This window comes from Bacillus sp. ES1-5 (genome assembly GCF_022487605.1).
Lineage (GTDB): Bacteria > Bacillota > Bacilli > Bacillales > Bacillaceae_G > Bacillus_A > Bacillus_A wiedmannii.
Genome location: NZ_JAKVPU010000003.1, coordinates 76,491 through 100,625 on the forward strand (window position 1 = coordinate 76,491; position 24,135 = coordinate 100,625).

Genomic DNA, 24,135 nt, shown 5'->3' on the forward strand with positions numbered 1-24,135 from the left:
GGTTATGGTCATCATTTTGAACAAAAACGCTATTTTGTTAGAAAGTCAGGAAAACAAATGACAGTTAGAAACAACGGAAGAAGGCGTGCAGGTGATCCATACAGGAGTATAAATTAGTACTCAAGGCGCTTTCGCAACTGGATAACAAACGTATAGTTACGGTTCTCCTCAAGTAACTTTGGAATGTGAAAAGTTATCCGATGAAGAACTAACAAAGCTTAGTGGAGAAATGAAAGTGTACAAGTTAGAAGGTTTGGAAAAGGAAGTCAGAAATGAAATTTTTACTAGTTAAGTGTAAAGAAGATGTCATTATTAGCAGACGAAGAGCAGATGGAGCTCCAGATCATTACTTTATCAAAGGGAAAGAATACGATATGTGTTTAGATGAACGAAAAAATGAGTGTTTCACTTTAAGTGATGTTGAGGAAATGCACTTCTTTGGTCAAAAAAATAATTAGTATTTCGATGAGAACTTTGAAGTAGTAACAGAGTTACAGGAAGAAGGTTTTACTGCCAATGAACTTAGAATACACAGGTTAAAGAAAATGGAAAAAGAAAAGCATAACCACGAAGAATAGGAGAATAAAAACGGAAGAAAAATTAGTTTATCATTTTAGCCAATTCATCTCCCACATACTCACTGGGTTGTGATCCTTCACGCTACTTGAGAAAGGAGTCTTCTTGGCTAAAATGATAAAAAGCTATTCAGTTATTTGAAATATAGTTTCATCAGGTCTAGAGAATCCATACAATTTCCTTGCAAACTTTAAAATACCTTCTTCGCTTTCTGTTAAAGTTTTAATATCGTTTTCATAATAACGTCCTATGATTTCTAATTCAGACAATCTTTTCTTTTCTTTATTTAGTGTAATTTGTTTTTCTTGAATCATTTGTTCTTGCTTATAAATGGAGAATTGAATGGAAATAACCATAGGTAGCATAAAAGCAAGTGCTAATAAAAGACGACGTCTTAGCTTTTTATTCGTTTGTGGATTCTTGTTAGGATTAATTTGTATTTTTGAGATTGATTGTTGTGGTGAATTTGGGATACTCCCCATATTAATGCCTCCATTACCTATGTAAAGAATTTAAATTGCTTAAAAGTATTATATATGCTAAATAGATAATTTTGAACTTATTTGTGTAAAGAGAAGTTTTATGAAATTTAAATAAAATCCTTATTTAGTTGCAAATAAAAAGCACCATAAAAGGTGCTCAATGACTACCTCTGAGTTGATTGTGATTTTTTTACGTATGTTCCTGATAAGTGTGCATTTTTGTATAAAAACTTTATTTTATTAATTTGTAGGTTGATACAGCTCCCCAAACAAAAAGAACCAAGTAAAAAAGTCTTTGTAGTAGACCTGCAGGTAAGGGGAAAAGAAAAACAAGTGAGATAAGGATTGTTATTACTATTAAGCTTAGTAAACAGAAATATGTCCATTTACTAGCTTTTTTAAGATTCTTAGCAAAAATTAATAATCCTGGAAATACAGTAAGCATACCTATCCAAACTAGAATAGAATGTCCAATTAGGTTTATATCTGCAGGAATTAATCCTGAAACTATAGTAGAGACTCCTATTATAAGTATAAAAAATGTTGCTATTTTATTAATTTTTGTTTTTTCTAGATGTTGTGAAATATATAGTACTCCAATACAAAATGTTATTCCATTAAGGATAAAGAGTAAATTCATCCAAAATGATTAGGGGAGCATATTTCATAAGGCGCTATTTCGTAGGTGAATTCTCCACAGGTTGTTACACCTAGGTCACTCATTGCATGATGCAAATAGTTATAAGGTGCTGTAGAAATGAAAATAAAGAAAGGTTCAATTAAAAAGTATAGGCAAGTTAAAATCCAGCTAAATAAGCCAATTTCATTTGATATATACATTAGATTCCTCCCTTGAAAAAGTATAGTTCCATTATAGATGGATACATTATCGGAAGTAAAAAATTGTAAATCAAGAGTCGATAATACTGTTCAATAATATAGGATTTTCTGGACAAATATGCTTAGCGGAAAGACGTATAAAAAATGGATGGAGCAAAACTTAACAAAATCGTTATTTGAAAATAAATAACGGCAAAAACGTTAGGCAACCAATTAAGTTGCCTGCTACGTTCTTGCATGGTAAAGGATGGGTTTCTCAACAACAGAGAGAAATAAAGAAAAAGGTTTTTAAATGAAATTCATAAAAGCTTGATAGGCACTACCGAGGGAAAATACCGTAGCTACCGAATGGGCAGTCCATTTAAGGTATATTTAATTTTAATGTAGTGTTGTATAAGATACCGTATAAGATACAAATGATTAATACAAATGCAATTAATTGAGGTGCTAACAAAAATAGTGGTTGTTCTAAAGCACTAAAGTGAAGTTGTTTCATTAATTAATCACACTTTCAACTTAATATATTAATATAATTAAATTGAAAGTGAAGGTTTTTTCTATAAAGATTCAAATCTGTAGATATTTGACGGGCGATAAGTGAATGTTAACCAAAGCGCTACTGTATAAAAAAAGAGAAGCGCTTAATCAGGACGCTCCTCTTAATGCCAATATACAATAACTATTTCATTATAATGTATAAGCGTAAAATATTTAACAATTAGTTATGTGGTAAAACTTTCATTTTTTATTAGTTTAAAACCAAAAAAGAGCACTTAATAAAGTGCTCTCGTGACGAGATTCATTTTGTAACGACTATTTTATAAAGAAAAGAACGCAGAATATTATATGCGTGTTCAGTTAATTGAGTGCTTTTTACAAACAAAGAGCAGTTAACAATTGTTAACTGCTCGGCCCTCAGACAAGGGGGGAAAAGAACATTACAGAAGTCAATGTGAATTCAAGCTGTATCAGCCCATTTATAGTATTGGACATAATTTAGAATTTTACTCGAGCAAATTCAAAAAAGGCAGCTAGCAAAAGCTAACTGCTCTGGTGAATAAGAAGAACACAATGGTTATTCGTATTCAACCTTGGTGTACCTATATTGTTAACATGTTTTAGAAATTTATTCAATAAAAGAGCAGTTAGCCCAGTCTAACTGCTCGGTACAGAGGTAATGATCTAGATGCATAGATATTATCTGCCAAGTTATTGATTTTATTCGAAGAGGAATAAATAGTGTGTATTTATTTGGAAAATATATTTGGAGAATTTCTTTAAGTAATAGGAGCAGTAATTAAATAAAGGAGCAGCTAGCAAAAGCTAACTGCTCAACCCTCGACCAAGAGAGCTAGAGTGGGAAGAATTTAAAGCTGACTTTTTAAAGTCCTATATAGTATCGGTGAAATTTAGAATTTTATTCGTGTGAAACATAACAAGAGCAGCTAGAAAAAACTAACTGCTCTTATAAGGAAATCGGAGAAAGATACCCATGTGTCTACAGTATAGAAATTACACATTAAACATAGTTTTGAACAAAATGGACATTTAAATAGAAAACTATCCTTAAAATAACCTTAATTTAACTATGGATTTAATAATACTTGAAAACTAAATGGTATAATTTTCTAAAGAAACTCAAATAAAGTTTATTTTAGAAAAGGGGTAGAGAAAAAATATTTCAGAAGCTTAAATTTTATTTAATGAGCATATTAATTAGTGCATTTTTAGGTGGGATTATCATAGGTGCTAATTTCTTGGTCCATAACATATATAATTTAGTTGCAGGTAAAGAATATCATTTTAATATGTGGTCTTCTATTATTATATTTAGTATCGTATTCATTTCGGGTTTCACGTATATATTGAAGAAAGGGCCAGATATACTTGTTAATGATTAAACCAATATCAATTATTGTAGGCGCTGCCGTGATCTGGGTAGCGTCTTGTTTGTTGTTAAGGCAAGATACGCGGTGAGATAGACTTGCAAATTGAAATATTATTAGTCTAAAGCAAAAAAACATAGATTAGTATACAAGCTGTTTTCACCATTTATTCATAGAATATGATGAATTCTATTTTTAGAGGAGGGAATCATATCTATGGGATGGAATAATAATTTTGGACATTCCCGAGATTGTAACAGATTTTGGGATGATTTAGTATTTTGCGGATGCGGTCGTAGACGCAGAAGAAACGATTTTAACGACTGTCATTGTAGACGTGACTGCGATTGTGATGAGTGTCGTCGCAGACGTAATCATGATCGTGACCGTGATCATGATGATCGTCGAGATTGGTAAAGTCTTTTAAAAGAGTGCATATCTTTATAGCACTCTTTTTTATTGTGTTTTTTCATATTTAATAATTTGAAAGGGGCAGTTTCAATCGGATTTAACGTTTAACAAAACAAACGAATACAACGAACAAAAAAATACCTGAGACTATTACCCCAGGTAAGCTTGTACGATTAATAATAATAATTCTGCTATTAATGTACTCTTTAACTGGCAAGGAAAATACAGGGGATTCAAGGTTAAATCATTTACTTTAAAGTAGCGAATCAGCTGCTTTGTTATTTTATAAAAAATTCACTTTAAACATTTCTTATAGCTAAGAATACTTATGTAAATATGGGAAACAGATTTGATTATTGGAATGAGGGGATCGATGTGGATATAACACATATTATGGCGAGAATAGTGGTTAATGGGAAAGATCTTCCGTTTACTTCAGTTAGGACAACTGCATGGATTAATGGACCTGCGAACGATTTAATTGTTACGACTAAGCAAAGGATGGATGAGCTGTATCGGTTTATGTGGTCACGGGTGCCAGTTATGCTAACAATGTATTTCCTTCAGGGGGCTGACGTGATGAGATTTGCTAGGGTTGCAGGAGTTGATGAAAGTGTAGTGGGAGAATATATATATCATTTTATTTGGTAATAAGATGAACTTTAAGTAGCCTAACACCTGCTTTTTATTTTAAAAAAAAGAACCTACAGATTTGCAGGTTCTCTTGATAATGATTTATGAAGCAAGACCCGAAAATATAATACAATAATTCGAAAATGAGTTCAAGAGTGTTTGGTGATTCAAGACGCTCTATAATCTTTGTTTTTAAGCTTTTTTCTAATATCCATAAATCCTATAATCATTATCGCCATGCATATTAACTTGAGCCAACGAAATTCCTGGTAGTACATTAGTCCAGAGAAGAATTCATAAGCGTATAACAACCCGACAATTGGAAATAGCCAAGCCATAAATTTCAAATCTTTTAGATGAAACTTATAATTATTAATTTTTTCCCACATATGTATCAACTCCTGTTGTTATGAGGTTCTGTACTTTTTCTTTTTAAAATCGCGTATGTTGAGGATAAAGAATAAAAGGAAGATAACAGCTGCGATGCCATTAATCCAGTAATATGTGCGTCCGGTTGTCAATCCGTTATAGAAGGAATAGGCATTCCAAATTATAAGAAGTACTGAACAGATAGTAGAGATTATTAATGAGCTAAAACTCCTCATGATTTTCACCTCGATTCAAAATATTAGAGCTTATTTATAATTTTACATTTAGATAAATAGATTTACAAGAAGAGGAATGAAAAAGAACCCGATGGAGTTCGGGTCCTTTCAGAAGTGATGATGTATTCTCGGCTTGGAAACTGAGAAAATACAAAAATATAATACATCGAGATTTAGAGAATTTCAATATTAAATTAGGGATTACCGCGAGGTGGTGAATATGGCTAGGCAAAGAAGCCTAAATTGTGAAGTGAATAATTTGTTACTGCATTTTATTTTTTACAAAAAATAACCATTTTCTTCAGATTTCAAGAAGGTTTTACAAAAAAATACATAGAAGTATAAATATATGGTAATGAAATGAGTCGAATTTTCATCATGACTGATATCCATAATATGTTCATTTCAATTAACATGAAATACACATAGAGGAGAGCGATTATGAAAAGGAGAATTGGTACAGCAGTCGTAGGTTTATCTGTTTTAGGATTTGGAATTTTTGGTTTTACTCATGGAAATGGTGGAGGGGTTGTTCAAGCTGCTTCGGAAGGGGATGGAGGAGGAGCGCCTGCATATGCACATGAAAATCATGGGGGAGCACCAACTTATACTCATGGAGAGGGCTGGTCTCCGAGTTATGCACATGGACATACAGGAGGGGCGCCTTTTTACAATAAGGGAGATACATGGTCTCCGAGTTACGCACATGGAAATACAGGAGCACCAGCTAATAATACAGAGCCTGGTGGAGGGATTTAACTAATACTAAAATGAAAGTTTGAAATTTATATATAAGAAAAAAGGCGTTGTAATTTACAAGGTCTTTTTTCTTTGTAAAAAAGTTATTCAAAGGGGAAAATAAATGAATTCCTTTGTATTTTATTATTAACAAAATACGGATTTTGTATGGAATTTCCTGCAATGAATTCACCATGAATAAGGTTGTCTCATATCATGTAAAGATTGCTTTATTATGATTATAAAAGGATGTGAACGTATTGGAAGATGTTTATGGAAAAATTGACAGTTTAAAAGCAGAACAAAAAGAAATTATGCGAGATATTCGTAATTTAGAAACTCGCACAACAATTAATGAGAAAGACATCGCTACAATTAATAAGCAATTAGAAAAGATTAGCATGAATACAACTTGGATTCTACGAATTATTATTAGCGCAATCACTATGTCGGTTTTGGGTTTAATATTAAAAGGGCTGATTTAAAATTTTAAAATAAAAGTATTTATTGAGAGAGGGACAAGTATCTCTATTTATTTTTATCATTTTAGCAAAGAGGGGTCATTTAGAATATGGCATAGGTAATCTGTACGATTGAATAGGAGACATTAGTCAGTGGTTATCGATGGTAAAGTAGACGTATATAATTTAAAAGGGAACCTATGAAACAATACAAATAATAATTTGTATGTGAGCGTAAACAAGACCGACCTGGAGAGGAGGGGGGCTTGGTCTTGTTTAGCTAAGATCACGATTTTTTAAGTAATTTTCACATTCTGTTAACCATACTAATATCAAGTTCTTTAATTCAATCGTTTCAATATAGCAAGTGTATTCTTCATCCTCCACATATCGGTGGATAATCTTTATATAATCTTATCTTATGTCTAAATCACAACTGTTACTCAATCACTATCAAGTTAAAGTTTTATAATGCTCCAAAATGAAAAATACGCTATTCTTTTTGGAGAATCATAGGAATGGGTGGCGTATTTTTCATTTTGTTTTGCTAACTTGATTTTGATGTGACGTAACCTTAAGTATTTAAAAAATTAAAAAAGTCCCTCAATCATGTTATAGGGACCTTACTCATGCAAATGATCTGCAAATCAATTCATTTTTGATATACAGATCATTTGTATGATAATATTTATAAAGAATTGCAAATAATTAAATTACATAAATGCTTTTAGAAGTTCTTGAATTAATGGGATTGCTCCACCTATAAATTTTAATACTGCCATTGCGATTTCCATAGTATTCTCTCCTCTGTTTTCGTATTAAGATGTGTGAATCTTTATAACTCTATTATAGTAAGCGCTTACATTTATAACAATACATTTTTTTATGCAATATTGCATATTTATACGTTTAGACAAAAATTAGGCTCTATTAGTCATTCTTTAATGGTATCATAGCGAGGTGTGAGTCTTTAAGGGTTTTCCCTAATAGGAGGAAATATGGAAAGAGTACAAGTAATTTACAGTAATCTGAAAATTAAAATTTGGGCTAAACAGGTATTAGCTGTAGGAGGAATATTAGGTTTCTGCTACTTGGTGTTATATGTTTTTAGTTTCTTAGTTGTTATGTAAATATTATATAATTAAACTAGTAGAGTCTTGCCTAGATAGGTAAGGCTCTTTTGTTTTTATCTGTGATGAGCAAACTACATACAAAACCTCTCAAGTTTGTCAGATACTATGTATGGTGCCTTATTTCTCTATGTTTTAGAATGGCTAACTCCTATCATTGAAAGTAAATAAACTTCTATTTAAAAGTTTCCATTTATATTGAAAACACAATTGTATTGATAAAAAATGTGTTTATACTAGATACATTTTAAAAAGACAAGCATAAGTTATATTACGTTTTGATAAAATCTTTTTATCTTTGAAAAGGATTTAAATCTTACTAATAGATTTGATCCCTTTCTGTATAACCTAATTTCTATATTACCATATGAATATAATATACTGAAAATAATTTAAAAGCAAGAATATTAGTAGGGGTCCGCCACATGCCCATCAACTTAAGATTTTAAAGTAGTCCCTAAACGAATAATTTTTTAATATCAATGTATAAAAATATATAAATATATAATTGTTATTTGAATACAAAAAGAGAGAGGGAAGATAAAAAAACGTTCCTTGTATGGGGATGGCTGTCCAATTAACATGTGCTGGAGTTTGATCTCAATGGTATGAGATGTCTTCTCTAAATAGTATGAACAAGAGATTTTAAGATAAAAGTGCAAATAATTAAGTTACCTGCTTGTTCCTAGAAGATACGGAGGAAAGAGCCCCATTTTGAGAGAGTGCAGTCGATGGGAGGAAGGAGCTCTATGAGTAAGGAGTTTATCGAAGATGATACTTCATAATTAATAATGAGATAATCATGATTATTGTATGTACATTTTTAATGTATGTGAAGTCTTTATTTCATAACAAGAGAAAGAGAGCACCTGGTATAAGTGCCCTTTAGAAAATGTCACAAGATAATTATTACATACTTAATTAACTGTAATATTTATGGCAATAGTTGTTTCACTATTCTATAAAATTGAATAAAAACGTTATTTTAAAAGGTATTCTTTGAATTTCTATTTATACTAATATAAATAAAAAATGAATAATCTTGATATAACATACAAAAAATTGTTCAAGAAAGGGCAGTATCTATAATAAAATTTGGAGGTAGAATTATGATTGAAAATTTAAAAAGACATCCTCATTATGGTCACACTTTAGCTGACCATCCTATGGAGCATCATCGTCATCCATTATCACATCACGGTCCGATTGTTCATGTTAAAGGAATTATAAAACAAGTGGAAGAAGATGATACAAACCCTCAAGGGGGTACTCATCAACATATTATAGTTGATCAAGTAGAACTTATTGATGCTCATGGGTTACCAGAATCATTAACCATCGATACGATAGTCTTTTGTGCAATTCGTTATGGGGATAATTTAGGAATACCAAATCGTATCCCAGATTTAGAAGAGGGAGAAGAAATTGAATTACAAGGTGAGTATTTAGATAAAACTACTGCGACTCCAAGCGAAGGTAATCCAGGGTATGCGGTAATACACTTTACTCATCGCCCTGTAGGATTTATTAAGTATCATGGGAAAGAGTACAGATAGAGATTTAAATATCAGAAAAAAACAAAACTAATTTCCAATTTGTTGAATGGAATGTATCACATGTAAGTGATACATTCCATGAATTACTTTATTACTAATAAGTATTTTATATTTAAACGTTTTGCATAACTTTACTCGAACTTTATGGGTGGAAGAGTTAAGGAGGAATCATAGATGAAGAAGGAGTTGAAATTAGCGTTTTCTGGAGGTGGGTTTAGAGCGACTTTTTATGCATTAGGGGGATATAAACGTTTAGTTGAATGCAAGCTAGATCATTGTGTAAATAGCATTAGTTCTGTTTCAGGTGGCAGCATTACTGCCGCCGCTATTATGCTTGCATTGCATAAAGGTGGATCATTCCGTAATGTAAATGATTTTGAAGAACGCGTAGTGAATCCATTGGTAAAATTAGGACAAATAGACCTTCGTACAAAGTTACTCACAAATTCGTTTACAAAACAAGCATTGTCTTTCAAGTCTATTCGTGAAAAATGCAGCAAAGCCTTTCCGACAATGTTAGATAAATATTTATGTGAAGGGGTAAGAATGAAGGAATTAGAAAATTCCCCTATAAAATGGTACTGTAATACAACTTGTTTAGATACGATGAGGATGTTTTATTTTTCCAATCAAGAAATATATGGAACACTTATTGGAAAATCAAATGATTTTGATGATATTACAGTTTCTTATGCTGTTGCGACCTCAGCTGCTTTTCCAGTTTTATTTGCACCTATATCACTATCATTAGAGGGAAGAAATTTTAGTGATCCAGAAAATAGGATGCAGGGGAATCCTTTGTTGAAATTTGACACACTTTGGTTTTCTGATGGAGGGGTATTTGATAATATCGGGACTGAGCCGATATTAATATCAGATGGTGAGAACAAAAACAGTAGTTCTCCTTCAAATACAAAACATAGAAAAGAGCCTATGAAATTTATTCCCAATCCAGACGCAAGTATTGATGAAAATTATCTTGTTTTAGACGCTTCTGCATCTGAAAAATTTTGGAAAGAAGATGAAGTACCTTCACATTTTGAATTAACGAAACGGATTTTAGATACATCTAATAGTCAAATTGTAGTTTTAAGGAGAAGACTATTAAAAACCTTAGATCCCCAAATATACCCAGGATTGCAACTTATTCTTAGTAAACCTATTCAATCTTTATTCGAAAAAAATAATAATCCTTTTTATAATGATAAAACTTCTTTACCTGATTATAAATTACCAAATCGTTCTAAGGATGTTGAAAGTCTGTTAGCTGGTCTTCGCACTGATTTAGACAGCTTTCATGATAGTGAGATTAATACTTTAATGCGTGCGGGCGAAATAAGAATGGATATCGCGTTAAGATCGTTATTACCTGAGTACATGGAGAATATAAATACCGTGCCTATTCCTGTATTTCCTTCGGAGGATATGGATGGTCTAGAAAAAATATTAAGCCGGGGTGGAAAACATAGATTTACGGGAGGATTTTTTGAGAAGTTACATGATGTAGATAAATTTTAAAATAATGAAAATGTGTTGTGTAATTTTTATTTTGTTTAAAAATACTAATAATATTCATACGCTTGTAGTTTGAAATTATCAAATGGGGAATTTTAAAAAAAAAAATTAAAATAGCTAAAATGAGAATTAGCTAAATCAAACAATAGATAAAACTGAATATTATGTTGATAAAAGAGAATCATAGTTGTCATGCATGAGTTATATAGTTAATCAAAAGAAATTAATAACTTTTAGAAGAGGGATTTTAAAGGGGTATTAAATATTATATAGTCCGACTAGAAAACTAGAGGACATCAATTCATTAAAGTAGCAATGAAAGCTGTTTTAGGAATAGGTGTTCTTTTTATTATGAAAAGAGAGATGAGAAAATGAAGGTACTAAGAGATCAGTTACGTGAGTAAAAAAGTAATCCAAGAAAAAAAAGAAGAAAAAACAAAAAGAGAAATTAAGTACTCGTGAAGTTGGGGGAATGGGGATGCATAGTCCTTATTATGAACGTAGACGCGAAGCGTTAAGACAAAAGTGATTTTAAAATAAAAAGCAGTGGTTTTACATGATTAAACGATTATCTTTCTTACCAAAAACCGATAGATTAGCAACGCAAGGGGAGTTAGAGGGTGTTCTTATATAAACAGTTAGGAATGATTCGTAAGGTAATGAAAGTCACTCCTCCTTATGAAAGGAGAGAACGTGGCCCTATACATGCTGTTGGAAAGCCTTTGGAGGATGTAGCAATTGCAAATTTGCAATAAAGCGGGCATGAAGAGTGGCTGGAGTTAATGTCATTCCGTATTGATCAGTTTTTAAGTCGATTAGGTCATGGCTGTACTGGTAAGATGCAGAGGGAGATTATTAATAAGCGTTATTTAGAAGGAGAATCTGTATGTGATTATATGGTCTATAGCGAAATTGGAATGGCTGAACGTATTTATCATCGTTGGAAGTTCAGAGCAATTTCTAATTTTGCTTTTGCTCTTAAATTAGAAATTAAGAAGTAAGTGATTTAAAGCCAAAAAAAGACCACCCTTTTAGGCGGTTTTCTTTTTCATATATTTGTACCACAATTATTTTTTTGTATGTGGTTAAAACTAGTTTTTAAGAAGCATATGGTTTAGCAACTGCAGAAATTCTTTATCACTTTTATCATCTTTCATATAATCCTGTTCATAGTTAAAAATCATTCGCACTAACATAAAAGCTGTTAGCGGTAATGGTACCTTATGAAAAGTCCCTTGCTGATAACCTTTTTCAAGCAAATTACTTATCATTTTAATTGCTTCTTCTTCAGATTTTTTAAAACAAGCTATAATTTCAGGTGAATGGTACTCTTTATATTCTTGAAAGAGTGTAGAAACAAATGGGTCTTGATGATATTCTAGGCTGATATAATGAAGGATTTTTTGTATTCGAAGTAAAACATCTTTTTCCTCTTTATATAAATTAAATAACTGTGAGCGTTTAAGCTGAATATGACGCATATAGCAGTCACATAATATTTGAGTTTTATCTGTATAGTAATAATAAATAGTTCCTTTACCAACTTTAGCTTTCTTTGCAATTTCATCAACCGTTGTGTTACGGACACCACGCGTAGAGAACAGTATTGTGGCAGATTGAATGATTTTCATTTTTTTATTTTCTTTTTCTAATTTTATCATCGTCTACACCCTATCCTTGAAATATTTAGCGAAGTTTTCTTTCATTACATTCTCTATCAGTCTATTTGTCATTTATTAACGCCTAATAGAAAGTCCTCTAGTTGCTTCTTATAGAATAACACACATCATTCCTATATCTAGTATATAACCATAATAGAATACGATTTTACATCTTAAGAATAGAAATGAGAGTATGAAATCATAAGTTATTAATTGGACGATGAGAATTCAAGTGAAAGGAAATGGCGATCTCCTCATCGGTTGAATAATTTGATTTTTTACTCAATTCATTTTATTATATAAACATGACTAAAAGATGCTTTTAGTCGGATTTTTTTACGGAAAACCGACTGGTATTTGATTCTGGTCGGTTTCTATACTATTTGAGAGAAGGTAGACACTATGTGTGGAATTGCAGGGTGGATAGACTGGACTAAAGACTTGACTAATGAACAAGAAACGTTAAAAAAAATGACAGATGCTATCATTCACCGAGGACCTGACGCAGAGGGGCATTGGTTTTCAAAACGAGCGGCATTAGGTCATCGACGTCTCATCGTCATTGATCCTGAAGGTGGCCTTCAACCTATGCTGTATAAAGATGGAAATGATACGATTGGTCTTACGTTCAATGGAGAAATTTATAACTATCAAGAATTACGTGAAGAACTTGAGGAGAAAGGTCATGAATTTCAGACAAAGTCTGATACAGAGGTATTACTACATGCCTATTTAGAATGGCAAGAAGATTGTGTTCAACACTTAAATGGGATTTTTGCTTTTGGTATTTGGGATGAAAGATTTGGGAAATTAATGCTTGGTCGTGATCATCTAGGTGTGAAGCCTTTATTTTTCGCTCAAAGAGGGAGTGCAATTCTCTTTGGTTCAGAGTTAAAAGTTTTACTTTCGCACCCACTTGTAGATGCAGAAGTAGATAAAGAAGGACTTTCTGAGATATTTTGTCTTGGACCAACACGTACCCCAGGTCATGCAATTTTCAAGGATATACACGAAGTGCGTGCTGGCCATTATATGACGTTTACCTCTAATGGCTCGAATACGACACAGTATTGGAAACTTGAAAGTAAAAACCATATAGATGATATTGATATGACAGTGGAGACTATCCGCTCCATTTTACAAGATACGGTTAAACGTCAGTTAATTGCTGATAGACCAGTGGTATCTATGCTTTCCGGAGGTTTGGATTCAAGTGGTCTAACAGGTTTAGCAGGAAACGAATTTGGGAATAAAGGGGAACACCTTCATACATATTCCCTGAATTTCATCAATGATGAAAAAGACTTTGAGCAAGACTTCCTTCGTTTTGATCGTGATGAACCTTGGGTGAAACGTGTGGCTGAATATGTAGGAACAAAGCATCACTCTATAGAGTTGGGATCAGATAGTTTAATAGAGCATTTATTAATTCCAATGCGAGCGCGTGATCTACCTGGAGTTGGAGAACTAGAAACATCACTTTATTTGCTATTTAAGGAAATGAAAAAAGAAGCAACAGTTGCACTTTCAGGCGAATCCGCAGATGAAGTGTTCTCAGGATATCCATGGTTCCATCAAGAGAAGTTTTTAGATGCAGAGATATTCCCTTGGGCTGTTAATTTATGGTATAGTACAGAAATTTTATCAGAGGATCTTAAAGCGAAAATTAGCCCTGAAAAATATCAAAAACAAAAATTTGAAGATGCGGTTGCTGAAGTTCCTTTTTTAGAAGGTGAAAGTGATCTGCAAATGAAGCAACGTCAAATGTCTTACATGTTTATTACACGTTTCTTGCCATTTATGCTTGAACGAAAAGATCGTACAAGTATGATGAATGGCTTTGAAGTACGAGTTCCATTTTGCGATTACCGGCTTGTAGAATACTTATGGAATGTTCCATTCGAAATGAAAAGCATAGACAATATTGAAAAAGGTATTTTACGTCGAGCTTTTGAAAATGTACTTCCAGAGGATGTACTTTATCGCAAAAAAAGTGCATATCCAAGCACAAAGGATGCTTCATATCTACAAGGTATTAGTGATTGGATGCTAGATGTGTTGAACGATCCCCAGTCACCTATTTTATCATTAATAAATGTAGAAAGAGTTCGTGCTATTGCAGAAGGAAAAGACAAAGTAATTTCTGGTAATGATGCACGAAGTATAATAGATTATTTACTTCAAGTTAATAGTTGGCTTCAGGAATATAATATTAAATTAGTATGGTAGATGTAATTTTCAAATAAAGAGAATAGCTGAAACATCAATGACCTAAGTGAACCGCACCTCCAATGTATTAGATAGTTATCTAATACTTGGAGATGCGGTTTTATTATTTTGGGGTAACTAGTTCTTTTAGCATAATAGCGATGTGTTAGTTCTAAAAACTCAAGAAAGCTTTAGAATACTATTATAGTTGGTCAAGGACATGAACTAGACATCTAATTATTTCAGAGGATTTCTCGATTTGCTCTGGATCAAAATCTGAAAGGTTCGCATTAAGAATATGTTTTAGTTTTTTCTCTCTTTCTAAGTGACAGTTTAAACCACTAGGCGTAAGTTGGACATTGACAACTCTCCGGTCGTTATTTGAACGAACACGCTCAACGTAACCAGCTTGTTGTAATCCATTGATTAATTGAGTAATACCAGCGGCGGTAGTTTCTGCTCGATCAGCTAATTCTTTGACTGACAATTCGCCTTCTTCAGCTAATACTTTAAGGGTTCGAGCATGGACCATTGAAACTGCCCCTAATGTACGAGTAGCTCGCCCTCTTAAACGTCCATCGGCTGCAGTCAGACTATATATAGCCTGACTAAGTTCGTCTATCGCAGTTAACTTATTTGAAGAATTTTTCATAACATCACCATTTTCCCGTTAACTAAGTACTTAATTATATGGTGTTAACATTAACATATGAAAAAGAGTAGAGTCAAATTAAGTAGAGACTGGCTATTCATTTTCCAAGCAATATTATATATGCTCACCTTAAATCATCAATAAAATAATAAGACGACTTGGTTTGTAGTCTTGACAAAAGTACAAATTATACTTCATTATTTTAATTAAGTACTTAATTATTAAGTACTTAATTAAAAACGTAAAGGATGATTATTATGACTCAACGTTCACAATCTCAAGGATGGGCTTTAGATATAGCCCTTGCACTTGGTGGGTTTGATGCTTTGCATCCTGAAGCAAAGGCAACTATGGAACAGTTAGGACACGACCACACTGATTTTGATAAAGTTTTTTCTCAAGTAAAGAGTGGAGCAATGATACCAAAAGCATGGGCGACGGTTGCTTCTCAGGCTCAAGAACGTGCAAAACATTATGAACAAAAGGGATTCACTGTTACTGCTCGTGATCTATATCAGCGAGCTGCTGTTATGTGGGGACGTGCACAATATTCATATTTTAATGATGATCCACGAAAATTGGCATTTCGAGAACGTTGTAACGAATGTGTGGCAGCTATTTCATCACTTGGAGGAGGAACAGTACAACGTATAGTACTAGAATTTGAAGGCAAACAGATATATGCACTACTTCATTTGCCCTCAGGTGAAGTTCAGAATGCACCAGCAGTAATATTAGGTCCAGGTATGGATATGATTAAGGAAGACTATATACAGATTGCGCAACGTTATTATACGTCTCGTGGTATCGTAGCTCTATCAATTGAAGGACCGGGTCAAGGTGAATCTGTATCTGAAGGTCTAAAAGTAGATTTGACTAATTACGAACGCGCCGTTAGTTGTTATATCGATTTTCTATTAAAACGGCCTGAGGTTGATCCAAAACGGATTGGATTTTTTGGTATCAGTATGAGTGGGTATTGGGGGATGCGAGCTGCTGCGAGTGATAATCGTATAAACGCTATAGCCACTTTTGAAGGTGTATATGGTGAATTTGATACCATCTTTAACAGAGCTCAGCCGAGTTTCAAAGCCAATTTTATGTACATGTCTGGTTACACTGATGAAGTTGCTTTTGAAAACGAGTTGAGTAGCCAGATGAACCTGTGGAAATTGGCACCAAAGATTACTTGTCCAGTCTTCATGGGAATAGGAGAATTTGATGAACTTACCCGTTTGGAAGAAGCATTAAGTCTTTATGAGTTTGTAGAAGCACCAAAGGAGATACGCGTCTATGAGAATGAATTTCACCCGCTTGGTGGAGTAGCTGCAGAAATTTTTCGTTTTGGTGCAGAGTGGGTGGAACTTGCACTTGAAGGAAACTTTAAAGCTAACCATGATGAGCGTTATTACATGCATCGTGATGGGGGTGTTACTGAAGGGACAGCTTTTCCAACTTATTGGCTTGGTGCCCAGCCGGCGGAAATTAAAGCACGCAAAAAGTGTAATAAATTAAACGCTTGTAATAATTAACAAATTTATACTGATTAAAAAAGAAAACAACAAAAATAGTATGTAGCTTTTTTACACTATTTTTGTTGTTTTCTTCAAATTTTTAGACTCCTCATAATTATGGACATTGATGAGGATATTCAAAGTTCGGAAGACTTCGAATTGCTGAAAAACACGGAGGAAAGTTACAGGAAATGTTAAGGGATTTATAAAGTAGGAAGACAAACTATATTTTTTCTTGAGCACAACTAGCATACATATATTCTCTAGGGATCCAGACCCGAATTGTTGAGACAGACAATGACAAATCTACGGTCTGAGGAACATGACCTTCATAAAAGGCTAAGTATCATTGGATGGGATTGCAAGACAAATCAAAGTCCCTATTTTTGAATTTTTAAGTTGATGGATGTGTGGCGATACCCCATAGCTATTAAGTTAATATTTTAAATTACCCCCATAACGAAAATTTTATATCACTACAACAGTCATTTATGAGAAGTTAAGCCATTTTATTTATTGCTATGCTGTTTTCTTGTGACACAGAGTACAATTATAGACAACATCTAAAATATTAAAGACTTTCTTTTTCTCATAACAGTGGAACTTTCGCCATTTTTCTGTAGGAGGATAAACAGGCGAAGCAGGATTACTTGAGTTGAAAGTTCTTGATACAATCCGATATAAGCTTCGTAAATTTCGTGGGTTTGTCCTGGTTATAGCTGGAATGAATTTGACAATTGTTACAGAAAAAAGAACTGACATTCTTACAAATCTGGAAAATTGAAAATGGCTGTTTATGAAACTTTCAATATTTATAATTAAAGTTGGTGCTACTTCTTTATTGCATTAGATAGCAATGTAATTTATAATACGTTCAAATGATTAAATTCTTAAACGGAAGGTAATGTTAGCGAAATGAACTGTAATGATAAAGTAATGCATATTTTAGAAAATTTAAGACCATGTTTCCAAGGGTTGGGAGATCCAACTCGTCAGCAAATTGTATCGCTTTTAATTGATAAAGATAGCTTGAATGTGACGCAAATTGCGGAGCATATTCCCATGTCAAGACCTACTGTATCTCATCATTTGAAAATATTGAAACAATCAGGGTTACTTCGAGTTCAGAAAAAAGGCACTGAAATGTATTATTGTCTTGAATTTAATGAAACAATAAATCTTTTAAAAGAACTTGTTTCTTTAGTTGAAGATGAATGTAAGAATTAGGTACTCATTTATAGTTTAGGGACACCCTTTGTCCCTTTTTTTAGCGACATTATGTTAAAAGGTTTAAGTTTTTAATCATTTAAACTTATGATCTCACGCTAATTAAAATGGAGGTTTCAGATGAATAAGAAAACAGTATTAATTGTTGGTGGGTATGGTGTTGTTGGTAGTCAAATTGCTCAAATTTTACATGATCGACATCCTGATTTGGAAATTAGATTAGGAGGAAGAACTTTAGGGAAAGCGTTACCTTTTGAATCAGATAGAGTAAAAATAGTCACTGTAGACAACACAACAGATGATCCGTTAAGAAATTTGGATGATAATTTCACATTAGTTGTTAATGCGGTTAATGACCCGCAAGATAGACTACTTCTATCTGCAGTTCAAAAAAAAATTCCATTGGTTGACATTACTCGTTGGACTGAACGTTTTAAGAGTTCTATTGATCGATTAAAAAATGTTGAGGTCCAATCCCCTGTTGTATTAGCTTCAGGGTGGATGGGAGGGACAGCAGCCCTTTTTGCTAAAATGTATTCAAAAGATATTCAAGAGGTTACGGTTGATATCAACGCACTATATTCTCTTCAAGACAAAGCAGGACCAAATTCAACAGCATATATGGACCGGTTAACGATTCCATTTGAAGTCAAAGCTCGAGAGGGAATGCGACAGGCTTATCCAATGACTGATCCGATCAAAGTCCGCTTTCCCAACGGTTATATAACCAAATGTTATCGTTTGGATACTCCTGATCACGTAACCCTGCCAGAATCAATTCATGCTGTTTCGGCTAACTTTCGGATTGCTTTTGATAGTAAAATATCTACATATGGACTGGTTTCTCTGGTGAATACAGGAATTTGGAAACTGATTAGTGGAGAAAAATTTAATGACTTACGAAAAAATATTCTTTATAAACCCGGAAGTGGAAGTGCACATAACATAGTTATTCATCTTAAAGGTTATGATGCTAATGGTGTATTGCATAGGCGATGTGTGAACATATCAGATCCGTTAGGACAGACACATCTTACTGCTTTAGGAGCAGCTGTCCAAGCAGAGAACATTTTACAAACATCTGATATTATGGTTCCGGATTCTAAAATTTACTTTCCGGAAAATTTATTAGATTTGGGTATGAATGCATCTGTAATTTTAGATTTTTATAGGGAATATGGGGTTAATATTACGAAAGAAAATATATAAAAGGTATCGTTCTATTCGTGGTAGTACACATATGGCTATCAAGCAAAGAAGAGCAAATACCCCAAATAACTTAATGGCAGTTTAGTTTAATAAGAACCAATGGTAAAATGATGAGAATTAATTATGCTATGGGGCTGGTCAGTTGTAATTTTATAAAGGAGTTGTGAAAAGTTGAAATATCGCAAAGCAAATATCGATGATATTGATAAATTGGTCGAGTTAAGAAAAAAGCAATTAGTTGATGAGGGGATAGAACCTAATATAGATATTGGTAGAGAACTATATGCTTTCTTTAAAAATAAACTAAGTGAAGGTACTTTAATTCAATGGCTAGTGGAAGATAATGAAGAAACTATAGCTTGTGGTGCAGTAATTTTTTATGAATTTCCACCTTGTTACACCAATAAGACTGGAAAAAAGGCTTATATCACAAATATGTATACTAATGAAAATTATCGTGGGCAAGGAATCGCAACAAAGCTGTTAACTAAATTAGTTGATGAAGTTAAGATTTCAGGTATCTCACAAATATGGCTTGGGGCTTCAAAAATGGGTAGACCAGTGTATAAGAAGTTTGGTTTTATGGAAACTGATGAATTTCTAGAATTAGGGTGTTTTTGCCCATCCACCGAAAAAGGGGAATAAGACAAGATATTCCAATGTGGAAAAGTAACTCTAAAATCAACCTTTATTATATATTTTGGAGTTACTTGACGTTAACTTTTCTACGGAAAGCTGACACTTTTATCCTATGCCTAAAGGCGGACTGAATTCCTGCATAGGTTTTCCAGTATCACTGAATTTGTAATGAAAAGTTGTGAACAATTGAAAAAATAATGGTTGAAATAATGAAAGGTGAAAAGGAGTTTATTTCTAATAAGCGAAATATTATATTGTATTGTTTTATCCTAAATTATTTGTAAAGGTGGATACATAATGACAGTAAAGAAGCTTTATTTCCTCCCAGCAGGTCGTTGTATGTTGGATCATTCTTCAGTTAATAGTACACTTACACCGGGTAAACTACTAAACTTACCTGTTTGGTGTTATCTTTTGGAGACAAAAGAGGGACTTATTTTAGTAGATACAGGTATGCCAGAAAGTGCTCTTAATAATGAGAATCTTTTTAAAGGTACATTTGTTGAAGGACAAGTTTTACCTAAAATGAATGAGAACGATAGGATCGCAAATATTTTAAAGCGTGCCGGATATGAGCCAGAAGATCTTCTTTATATCATTAGTTCTCACTTGCATTTTGATCATGCAGGAGGAAATGGCGTTTTTACAAATACACCAATTATTGTACAGCGTGCTGAATATGAGGTAGCACTCTACAGAGAGGAATATTTGAAAGAATGTATATTGCCGAATTTAAACTATAAAATCATTGAAGGAGATTATGAAGTAGTGCCAGGTGTGCAATTAATATATACACCGGGACATACGCCAGGGCATCAGTCATTATTAATTGAGACGGAAAAATCAGGTCCAGTGTTGCTAACTATTGATGCATCATATACGAAAGAAAACTTTGAAGATGAAGTACCGTTTGCTGGATTTGATTCGGATTTAGCTTTATCTTCAATAAAACGTTTAAAAGATGTTGTTAAGAAAGAAAATCCGATTATTTTCTTTGGCCATGATATGGAGCAAGAAAAGGGCTGTAAAGTGTTCCCGGATTATTTGTGAGATAGCATATAAAAAGTCATGGGCTCGTTTGAGGTGACCCCGAAAGTTAGGTCATGACTTTTTGTTTTGGGGTGTTATAAAATTCTTAAGTTGATGGGCATGGGGTAATAATATGAATTGGAGGTTCCTTTCTAAGAGTAGGGAGTCTCTTTAATCTCGCTACCGATAATCAAATGATATGTTAATTAGATTTGAATATTGTATGCATCGTCTTTTCTTCAATAAATATTAAGTGATAAACTTCATATGTAGTATATAAGGAGATTATCTCATAGGTTATTTGCAAATATTAGATGGGGAGTATTTGACACCTACATAATCTAAGGATTTAGATGAACTTAATAGATAAGTATTTACGATTGCCTTCCTATTTTTTTAGGATTGTTTTAGTGAATCAAAATTAAAATTCTGTATACATCTTTTGTACTAGTAGATCTAAGTCTATAAGTATGTACAATTACACCATTTGACTAATGGGTAAACTTTACAAACTGTTATATACTAGTATTGTGTCTTGCCTTTTTAGGTGCAGTACACAGCCGGTGATTGGCTAGTGGATGTCCTTCCATTTTGCCAGTGCCGGTTTTTTGTTGGATAATAGAGAAAATGAAGTTTTTATAAGGAAAGAAGGGGTTGTTTTGAAAGATGTAAATTCTATCTTTATGAGAGAAAAGATTGCTAGTTTTTATCTTTATTTTATTTCTTTTCTTGGTTTGGTTACTATAACTATATCTTTACTTGAAATTAAAATCCCTTCTCATCCAACAATACTCATATTGTTGTTACTATTTATGGGGATTGCAGAGTATTTTCCTGTAAGGTTTTGGAGAGGAACTAGCTCGCTTACCTTTCCGATCATTTACGCTATGAGTTGGCAGTTTGGAATCCGTATAACTATTGTTGCTATTGTACTCGTCACGCTAATTATTCACCTGCATCGTCGATCACCGATACAAAGAATGTTGTTTAATAGTACTCAGCATGCGCTTAGTTTGATCTTGGCCGAATGGCTCTCAAACAAATGTATGTACTTATTAATTAATAAAATAGATATGTCGGTTCTGTATGAAAATTTAATATCTTTATTATTATTTTGTGTGTTTTTTTGTTTTTTCAACAATCGCTTTTACGATTTGTTAATGATACTTCTTCCGCAACCATATTCAATTTATCAGTGGTACAAAAAAACTGTAACGGTATTTCTTTGTGAAACTTTTGGTTTCTCTTATGCGGCACTGATGCACGTATTAATTAGTACATATAGTGTGGAAGTAAACGAGATTACAGTACTGTTTTTCTTTTCCCCACTTGTAGCAACTTCAGTAATTAGTTCTTTTTCTGTACGGATAAGGATGGAAAAGGAACGATTATATGAGTTATTTCTTATTACGACCGAAATTAGTCGAGGATTAACCGGAGGAAACTTGAAACATATTAAACAAGCACTTAAAGGTTTTTTTGGCATACAAGCTTATGTAATATGGACAAAAGATGATGGGAACTGGAATATTCTATTAAAAGATGGGAAAGTCCGATCTGATATATCTGATGATTCAGAAAAGTTCAGGGCGTTTGAGGAACTTTCTAAAAATCTTGTATTTAATGATTGGAAAATTGGTACTGCTCCTGGAGATGAAATATTTGATAGTGTTATACGCTCACTTGTATATTTTCCTCTTATAGTAAATGATGAACTAGTCGGAATGTTTGTTGCAGGGAAAAGTAGAAATGCGGGTTTCTTTCCAGAAGATGTACAGTCGTTAGCTACATTTTCTAACCAATTAGCTAACGTAGTTAAAACAAGGTTATTGATTTCTGAACAGGAAAAAAGAATGATCTTAGAAGAAAGGAATAGAATTGCCCGTGAAATTCACGATGGTATTGCGCAAACATTAGCCGGGGTGATATTCCAACTAGAATCCGCGCGGAAAAAATACCGTGATAAACCAATTGATATGCAGCAGGTAGTAGAGAAAAGCATAAAAGACTTAAGAGGAAGCCTAGGAGAAGTTCGCTACTCTATTTATGCTTTAAAACCATATCCGACACAACAACTAGGCCTTAAGCAGGCGATAGCAAGTAAAATAAAATCTGTAAAACAAGAATATGAACTAGACATTATCTATCATGAAAGAGGTCATACGCGTGCGCTTAGCTTTTCAAAAGAAAGAGTGATATTTGATACATTACAAGAGAGTTTGCAAAACATTGTAAAACATGCACAAGCAAAAAAGGCTGATGTTTTACTCAGTTATCAAAGTGAGCACGTGCTTTTAAGGGTTAAGGATAATGGAGTTGGTTTTTCACTGTTTGAGTCTATGGTTAAAACGAAGAATGAGCCACATTATGGTATATTACATATGAATGAACAAGCTGAACAATTAGGGGCTACTTTACAGATTGATAGTTCTGTAGGGAAAGGGACAGAAATTACACTGTTAATTCCAGATTCACAAACAAGGGGTGCGTAAAATGATTAAAATATTAGTAGTAGATGATCATGCTTTTTTACGGGATGCAATTCGGAGCATACTGGAGGATGAATCTGATATGAAAGTGGTTGGAGAAGCTAGCTCTGGGGATGAAGTATTGGGAAAAGTAGAAAAATGCGGACCAGATTGTATTTTGATGGATATTAACCTTCCAGGGAAAAATGGGATTGAAGCTACCGATTTAGTGAAAAAAAAATATCCAAATTGCCGAGTACTTGTGTTTACAATGTATGAGCATGATGAGCATTTAATGGATGCACTCCAGGCCGGTGCTGATGGTTATTTATTGAAGGATTCCTCATCAGAGCAGGTAGTAGCAGCAATTCGAATGTTATATCGAGGCGATTCAGTTATTCATCCGCGTATGACTAAAAAATTAATTACATATCATCAGCAAAAAATGAAAGTAGAATCAAATGAAAATGAACTGACGGAACGTGAAAAGGAAATTCTCTTTGAACTAGTAAAAGGACTTAGTAATAAAGAGATTGCTGAAGTTTTATATATTAGTGATAAAACAGTTAAAATTCACATCAATAAAATTTTTAAAAAGCTAAATGTGAAAAGTCGATCGCAAGCAGTGATTTATGCAGTCCGAAATCAATTGGTGCCGCTAGATTAAATAAGAAATCTTTCAAAGAACTATCGTG

At 33.2% G+C, this 24,135-nt stretch carries 22 protein-coding genes and 5 pseudogenes; 18 read left to right on the forward strand and 9 right to left on the reverse strand.

The features are described 5' to 3' along the window. Window positions 1-272: 272 nt before the first annotated feature. The gene (locus MKO96_RS12715) at window positions 273-458 is read left to right on the forward strand and encodes a hypothetical protein (protein ID WP_240587627.1); all 186 of its coding nucleotides are present in this window, start codon (window positions 273-275) and stop codon (window positions 456-458) included. A 243-nt stretch (window positions 459-701) separates the two neighbouring features. Here the strand turns inward: MKO96_RS12715 and MKO96_RS12720 are convergent, their stop codons facing one another. The 3 genes and pseudogenes from MKO96_RS12720 to MKO96_RS12730 all read right to left on the reverse strand — a co-directional run bounded on the left by MKO96_RS12720 (window position 702) and on the right by MKO96_RS12730 (window position 2,394). Further along, window positions 702-1,058, reverse strand: a complete 357-nt coding sequence (locus MKO96_RS12720; protein ID WP_240587628.1) for an FtsB family cell division protein — start codon at window positions 1,056-1,058, stop codon at window positions 702-704. A 232-nt stretch (window positions 1,059-1,290) separates the two neighbouring features. Further along, window positions 1,291-1,898: pseudogene (locus tag MKO96_RS12725) on the reverse strand (DUF998 domain-containing protein). Window positions 1,899-2,186: 288 nt separating this feature from the next. Next, window positions 2,187-2,394 (reverse strand): annotated as a pseudogene (locus MKO96_RS12730) (hypothetical protein). Window positions 2,395-3,574: 1,180 nt separating this feature from the next. On the opposite strand from MKO96_RS12730, the gene MKO96_RS12735 reads away from it, so the two are divergent. The 3 genes from MKO96_RS12735 (at window position 3,575) to MKO96_RS12745 (ending at window position 4,846) form a co-directional block, all read left to right on the forward strand. Further along, window positions 3,575-3,799, forward strand: a complete 225-nt coding sequence (locus tag MKO96_RS12735; protein WP_240587911.1) for a hypothetical protein — start codon at window positions 3,575-3,577, stop codon at window positions 3,797-3,799. Window positions 3,800-4,000: 201 nt separating this feature from the next. Further along, window positions 4,001-4,201, forward strand: coding sequence for a hypothetical protein (locus MKO96_RS12740; protein WP_080377445.1), 201 nt, complete (start codon window positions 4,001-4,003; stop codon window positions 4,199-4,201). Between the two features lie 330 nt (window positions 4,202-4,531). Then, window positions 4,532-4,846 carry a hypothetical protein gene (locus MKO96_RS12745; RefSeq protein ID WP_098266108.1) on the forward strand — a complete coding sequence of 105 codons (315 nt, stop codon included), beginning with the start codon at window positions 4,532-4,534 and terminating at the stop codon, window positions 4,844-4,846. A gap of 149 nt (window positions 4,847-4,995) precedes the next feature. Here MKO96_RS12745 and MKO96_RS12750 read toward each other — a convergent pair whose 3' ends face one another. Both MKO96_RS12750 and MKO96_RS12755 read right to left on the reverse strand, forming a co-directional pair. After that, window positions 4,996-5,217 carry a hypothetical protein gene (locus tag MKO96_RS12750; protein ID WP_240587629.1) on the reverse strand — a complete coding sequence of 74 codons (222 nt, stop codon included), beginning with the start codon at window positions 5,215-5,217 and terminating at the stop codon, window positions 4,996-4,998. An 18-nt stretch (window positions 5,218-5,235) separates the two neighbouring features. Beyond that, window positions 5,236-5,433 carry a hypothetical protein gene (locus tag MKO96_RS12755; protein WP_097952874.1) on the reverse strand — a complete coding sequence of 66 codons (198 nt, stop codon included), beginning with the start codon at window positions 5,431-5,433 and terminating at the stop codon, window positions 5,236-5,238. Between the two features lie 441 nt (window positions 5,434-5,874). On the opposite strand from MKO96_RS12755, the gene MKO96_RS12760 reads away from it, so the two are divergent. Beyond that, window positions 5,875-6,192, forward strand: a complete 318-nt coding sequence (locus tag MKO96_RS12760) for a hypothetical protein (protein ID WP_240587630.1) — start codon at window positions 5,875-5,877, stop codon at window positions 6,190-6,192. Between the two features lie 239 nt (window positions 6,193-6,431). Further along, entirely contained in the window at window positions 6,432-6,656 is a 225-nt protein-coding gene (locus MKO96_RS12765) for an XpaF1 protein (RefSeq protein WP_000390474.1), read from the forward strand. A 689-nt stretch (window positions 6,657-7,345) separates the two neighbouring features. On the opposite strand, the pseudogene MKO96_RS12770 reads toward MKO96_RS12765, so the two are convergent. Beyond that, window positions 7,346-7,531: pseudogene (locus tag MKO96_RS12770) on the reverse strand (hypothetical protein). Between the two features lie 99 nt (window positions 7,532-7,630). Between MKO96_RS12770 and MKO96_RS29375 the strand changes: the two are divergent. From MKO96_RS29375 to MKO96_RS12785, 4 genes and pseudogenes are all read left to right on the forward strand, one after another. Further along, window positions 7,631-7,762 carry a hypothetical protein gene (locus tag MKO96_RS29375; RefSeq protein WP_014893728.1) on the forward strand — a complete coding sequence of 44 codons (132 nt, stop codon included), beginning with the start codon at window positions 7,631-7,633 and terminating at the stop codon, window positions 7,760-7,762. Window positions 7,763-8,871: 1,109 nt separating this feature from the next. Further along, the gene (locus MKO96_RS12775) at window positions 8,872-9,318 is read left to right on the forward strand and encodes a hypothetical protein (protein ID WP_016089889.1); all 447 of its coding nucleotides are present in this window, start codon (window positions 8,872-8,874) and stop codon (window positions 9,316-9,318) included. A gap of 174 nt (window positions 9,319-9,492) precedes the next feature. Further along, window positions 9,493-10,836 (forward strand): patatin-like phospholipase family protein, encoded by a 1,344-nt coding sequence (locus MKO96_RS12780; RefSeq protein WP_240587631.1) that lies wholly within the window; start codon window positions 9,493-9,495, stop codon window positions 10,834-10,836. 553 nt (window positions 10,837-11,389) lie between these two features. Further along, window positions 11,390-11,834: pseudogene (locus MKO96_RS12785) on the forward strand (ArpU family phage packaging/lysis transcriptional regulator). Window positions 11,835-11,924: 90 nt separating this feature from the next. Here the strand turns inward: MKO96_RS12785 and MKO96_RS12790 are convergent. Beyond that, entirely contained in the window at window positions 11,925-12,494 is a 570-nt protein-coding gene (locus tag MKO96_RS12790; RefSeq protein ID WP_240587632.1) for a TetR/AcrR family transcriptional regulator, read from the reverse strand. A gap of 402 nt (window positions 12,495-12,896) precedes the next feature. Between MKO96_RS12790 and asnB the strand changes: the two genes are divergently transcribed. Then, entirely contained in the window at window positions 12,897-14,723 is a 1,827-nt protein-coding gene (gene asnB, locus MKO96_RS12795) for an asparagine synthase (glutamine-hydrolyzing) (RefSeq protein WP_240587633.1), read from the forward strand. 181 nt (window positions 14,724-14,904) lie between these two features. Here asnB and MKO96_RS12800 read toward each other — a convergent pair whose 3' ends face one another. Further along, window positions 14,905-15,354, reverse strand: coding sequence for a MarR family winged helix-turn-helix transcriptional regulator (locus MKO96_RS12800; protein ID WP_000798525.1), 450 nt, complete (start codon window positions 15,352-15,354; stop codon window positions 14,905-14,907). Window positions 15,355-15,611: 257 nt separating this feature from the next. On the opposite strand from MKO96_RS12800, the gene MKO96_RS12805 reads away from it, so the two are divergent. Beyond that, on the forward strand, window positions 15,612-16,886 hold the full coding sequence (locus tag MKO96_RS12805; protein ID WP_098884748.1) for an alpha/beta hydrolase: 1,275 nt from the start codon (window positions 15,612-15,614) through the stop codon (window positions 16,884-16,886). Between the two features lie 501 nt (window positions 16,887-17,387). Here the strand turns inward: MKO96_RS12805 and MKO96_RS29590 are convergent. After that, window positions 17,388-17,536: pseudogene (locus tag MKO96_RS29590) on the reverse strand (IS4 family transposase); the annotation flags it as partial. Between the two features lie 247 nt (window positions 17,537-17,783). On the opposite strand from MKO96_RS29590, the gene MKO96_RS12810 reads away from it, so the two are divergent. The 6 genes from MKO96_RS12810 to MKO96_RS12835 all read left to right on the forward strand — a co-directional run bounded on the left by MKO96_RS12810 (window position 17,784) and on the right by MKO96_RS12835 (window position 24,107). Next, the gene (locus MKO96_RS12810) at window positions 17,784-18,095 is read left to right on the forward strand and encodes an ArsR/SmtB family transcription factor (protein WP_000995770.1); all 312 of its coding nucleotides are present in this window, start codon (window positions 17,784-17,786) and stop codon (window positions 18,093-18,095) included. Between the two features lie 120 nt (window positions 18,096-18,215). Next, window positions 18,216-19,304 carry a saccharopine dehydrogenase family protein gene (locus tag MKO96_RS12815; RefSeq protein WP_098235915.1) on the forward strand — a complete coding sequence of 363 codons (1,089 nt, stop codon included), beginning with the start codon at window positions 18,216-18,218 and terminating at the stop codon, window positions 19,302-19,304. Between the two features lie 171 nt (window positions 19,305-19,475). Then, window positions 19,476-19,949 (forward strand): GNAT family N-acetyltransferase, encoded by a 474-nt coding sequence (locus tag MKO96_RS12820; RefSeq protein ID WP_003193530.1) that lies wholly within the window; start codon window positions 19,476-19,478, stop codon window positions 19,947-19,949. Window positions 19,950-20,240: 291 nt separating this feature from the next. After that, window positions 20,241-20,993, forward strand: coding sequence for a quorum-quenching N-acyl homoserine lactonase AiiA (gene aiiA, locus MKO96_RS12825; RefSeq protein ID WP_000216603.1), 753 nt, complete (start codon window positions 20,241-20,243; stop codon window positions 20,991-20,993). 638 nt (window positions 20,994-21,631) lie between these two features. Next, on the forward strand, window positions 21,632-23,464 hold the full coding sequence (locus MKO96_RS12830; protein ID WP_240587912.1) for a GAF domain-containing sensor histidine kinase: 1,833 nt from the start codon (window positions 21,632-21,634) through the stop codon (window positions 23,462-23,464). Window position 23,465: 1 nt separating this feature from the next. Next, window positions 23,466-24,107, forward strand: a complete 642-nt coding sequence (locus MKO96_RS12835; RefSeq protein ID WP_240587634.1) for a response regulator — start codon at window positions 23,466-23,468, stop codon at window positions 24,105-24,107. The last annotated feature ends 28 nt before the right edge of the window (window positions 24,108-24,135 follow it).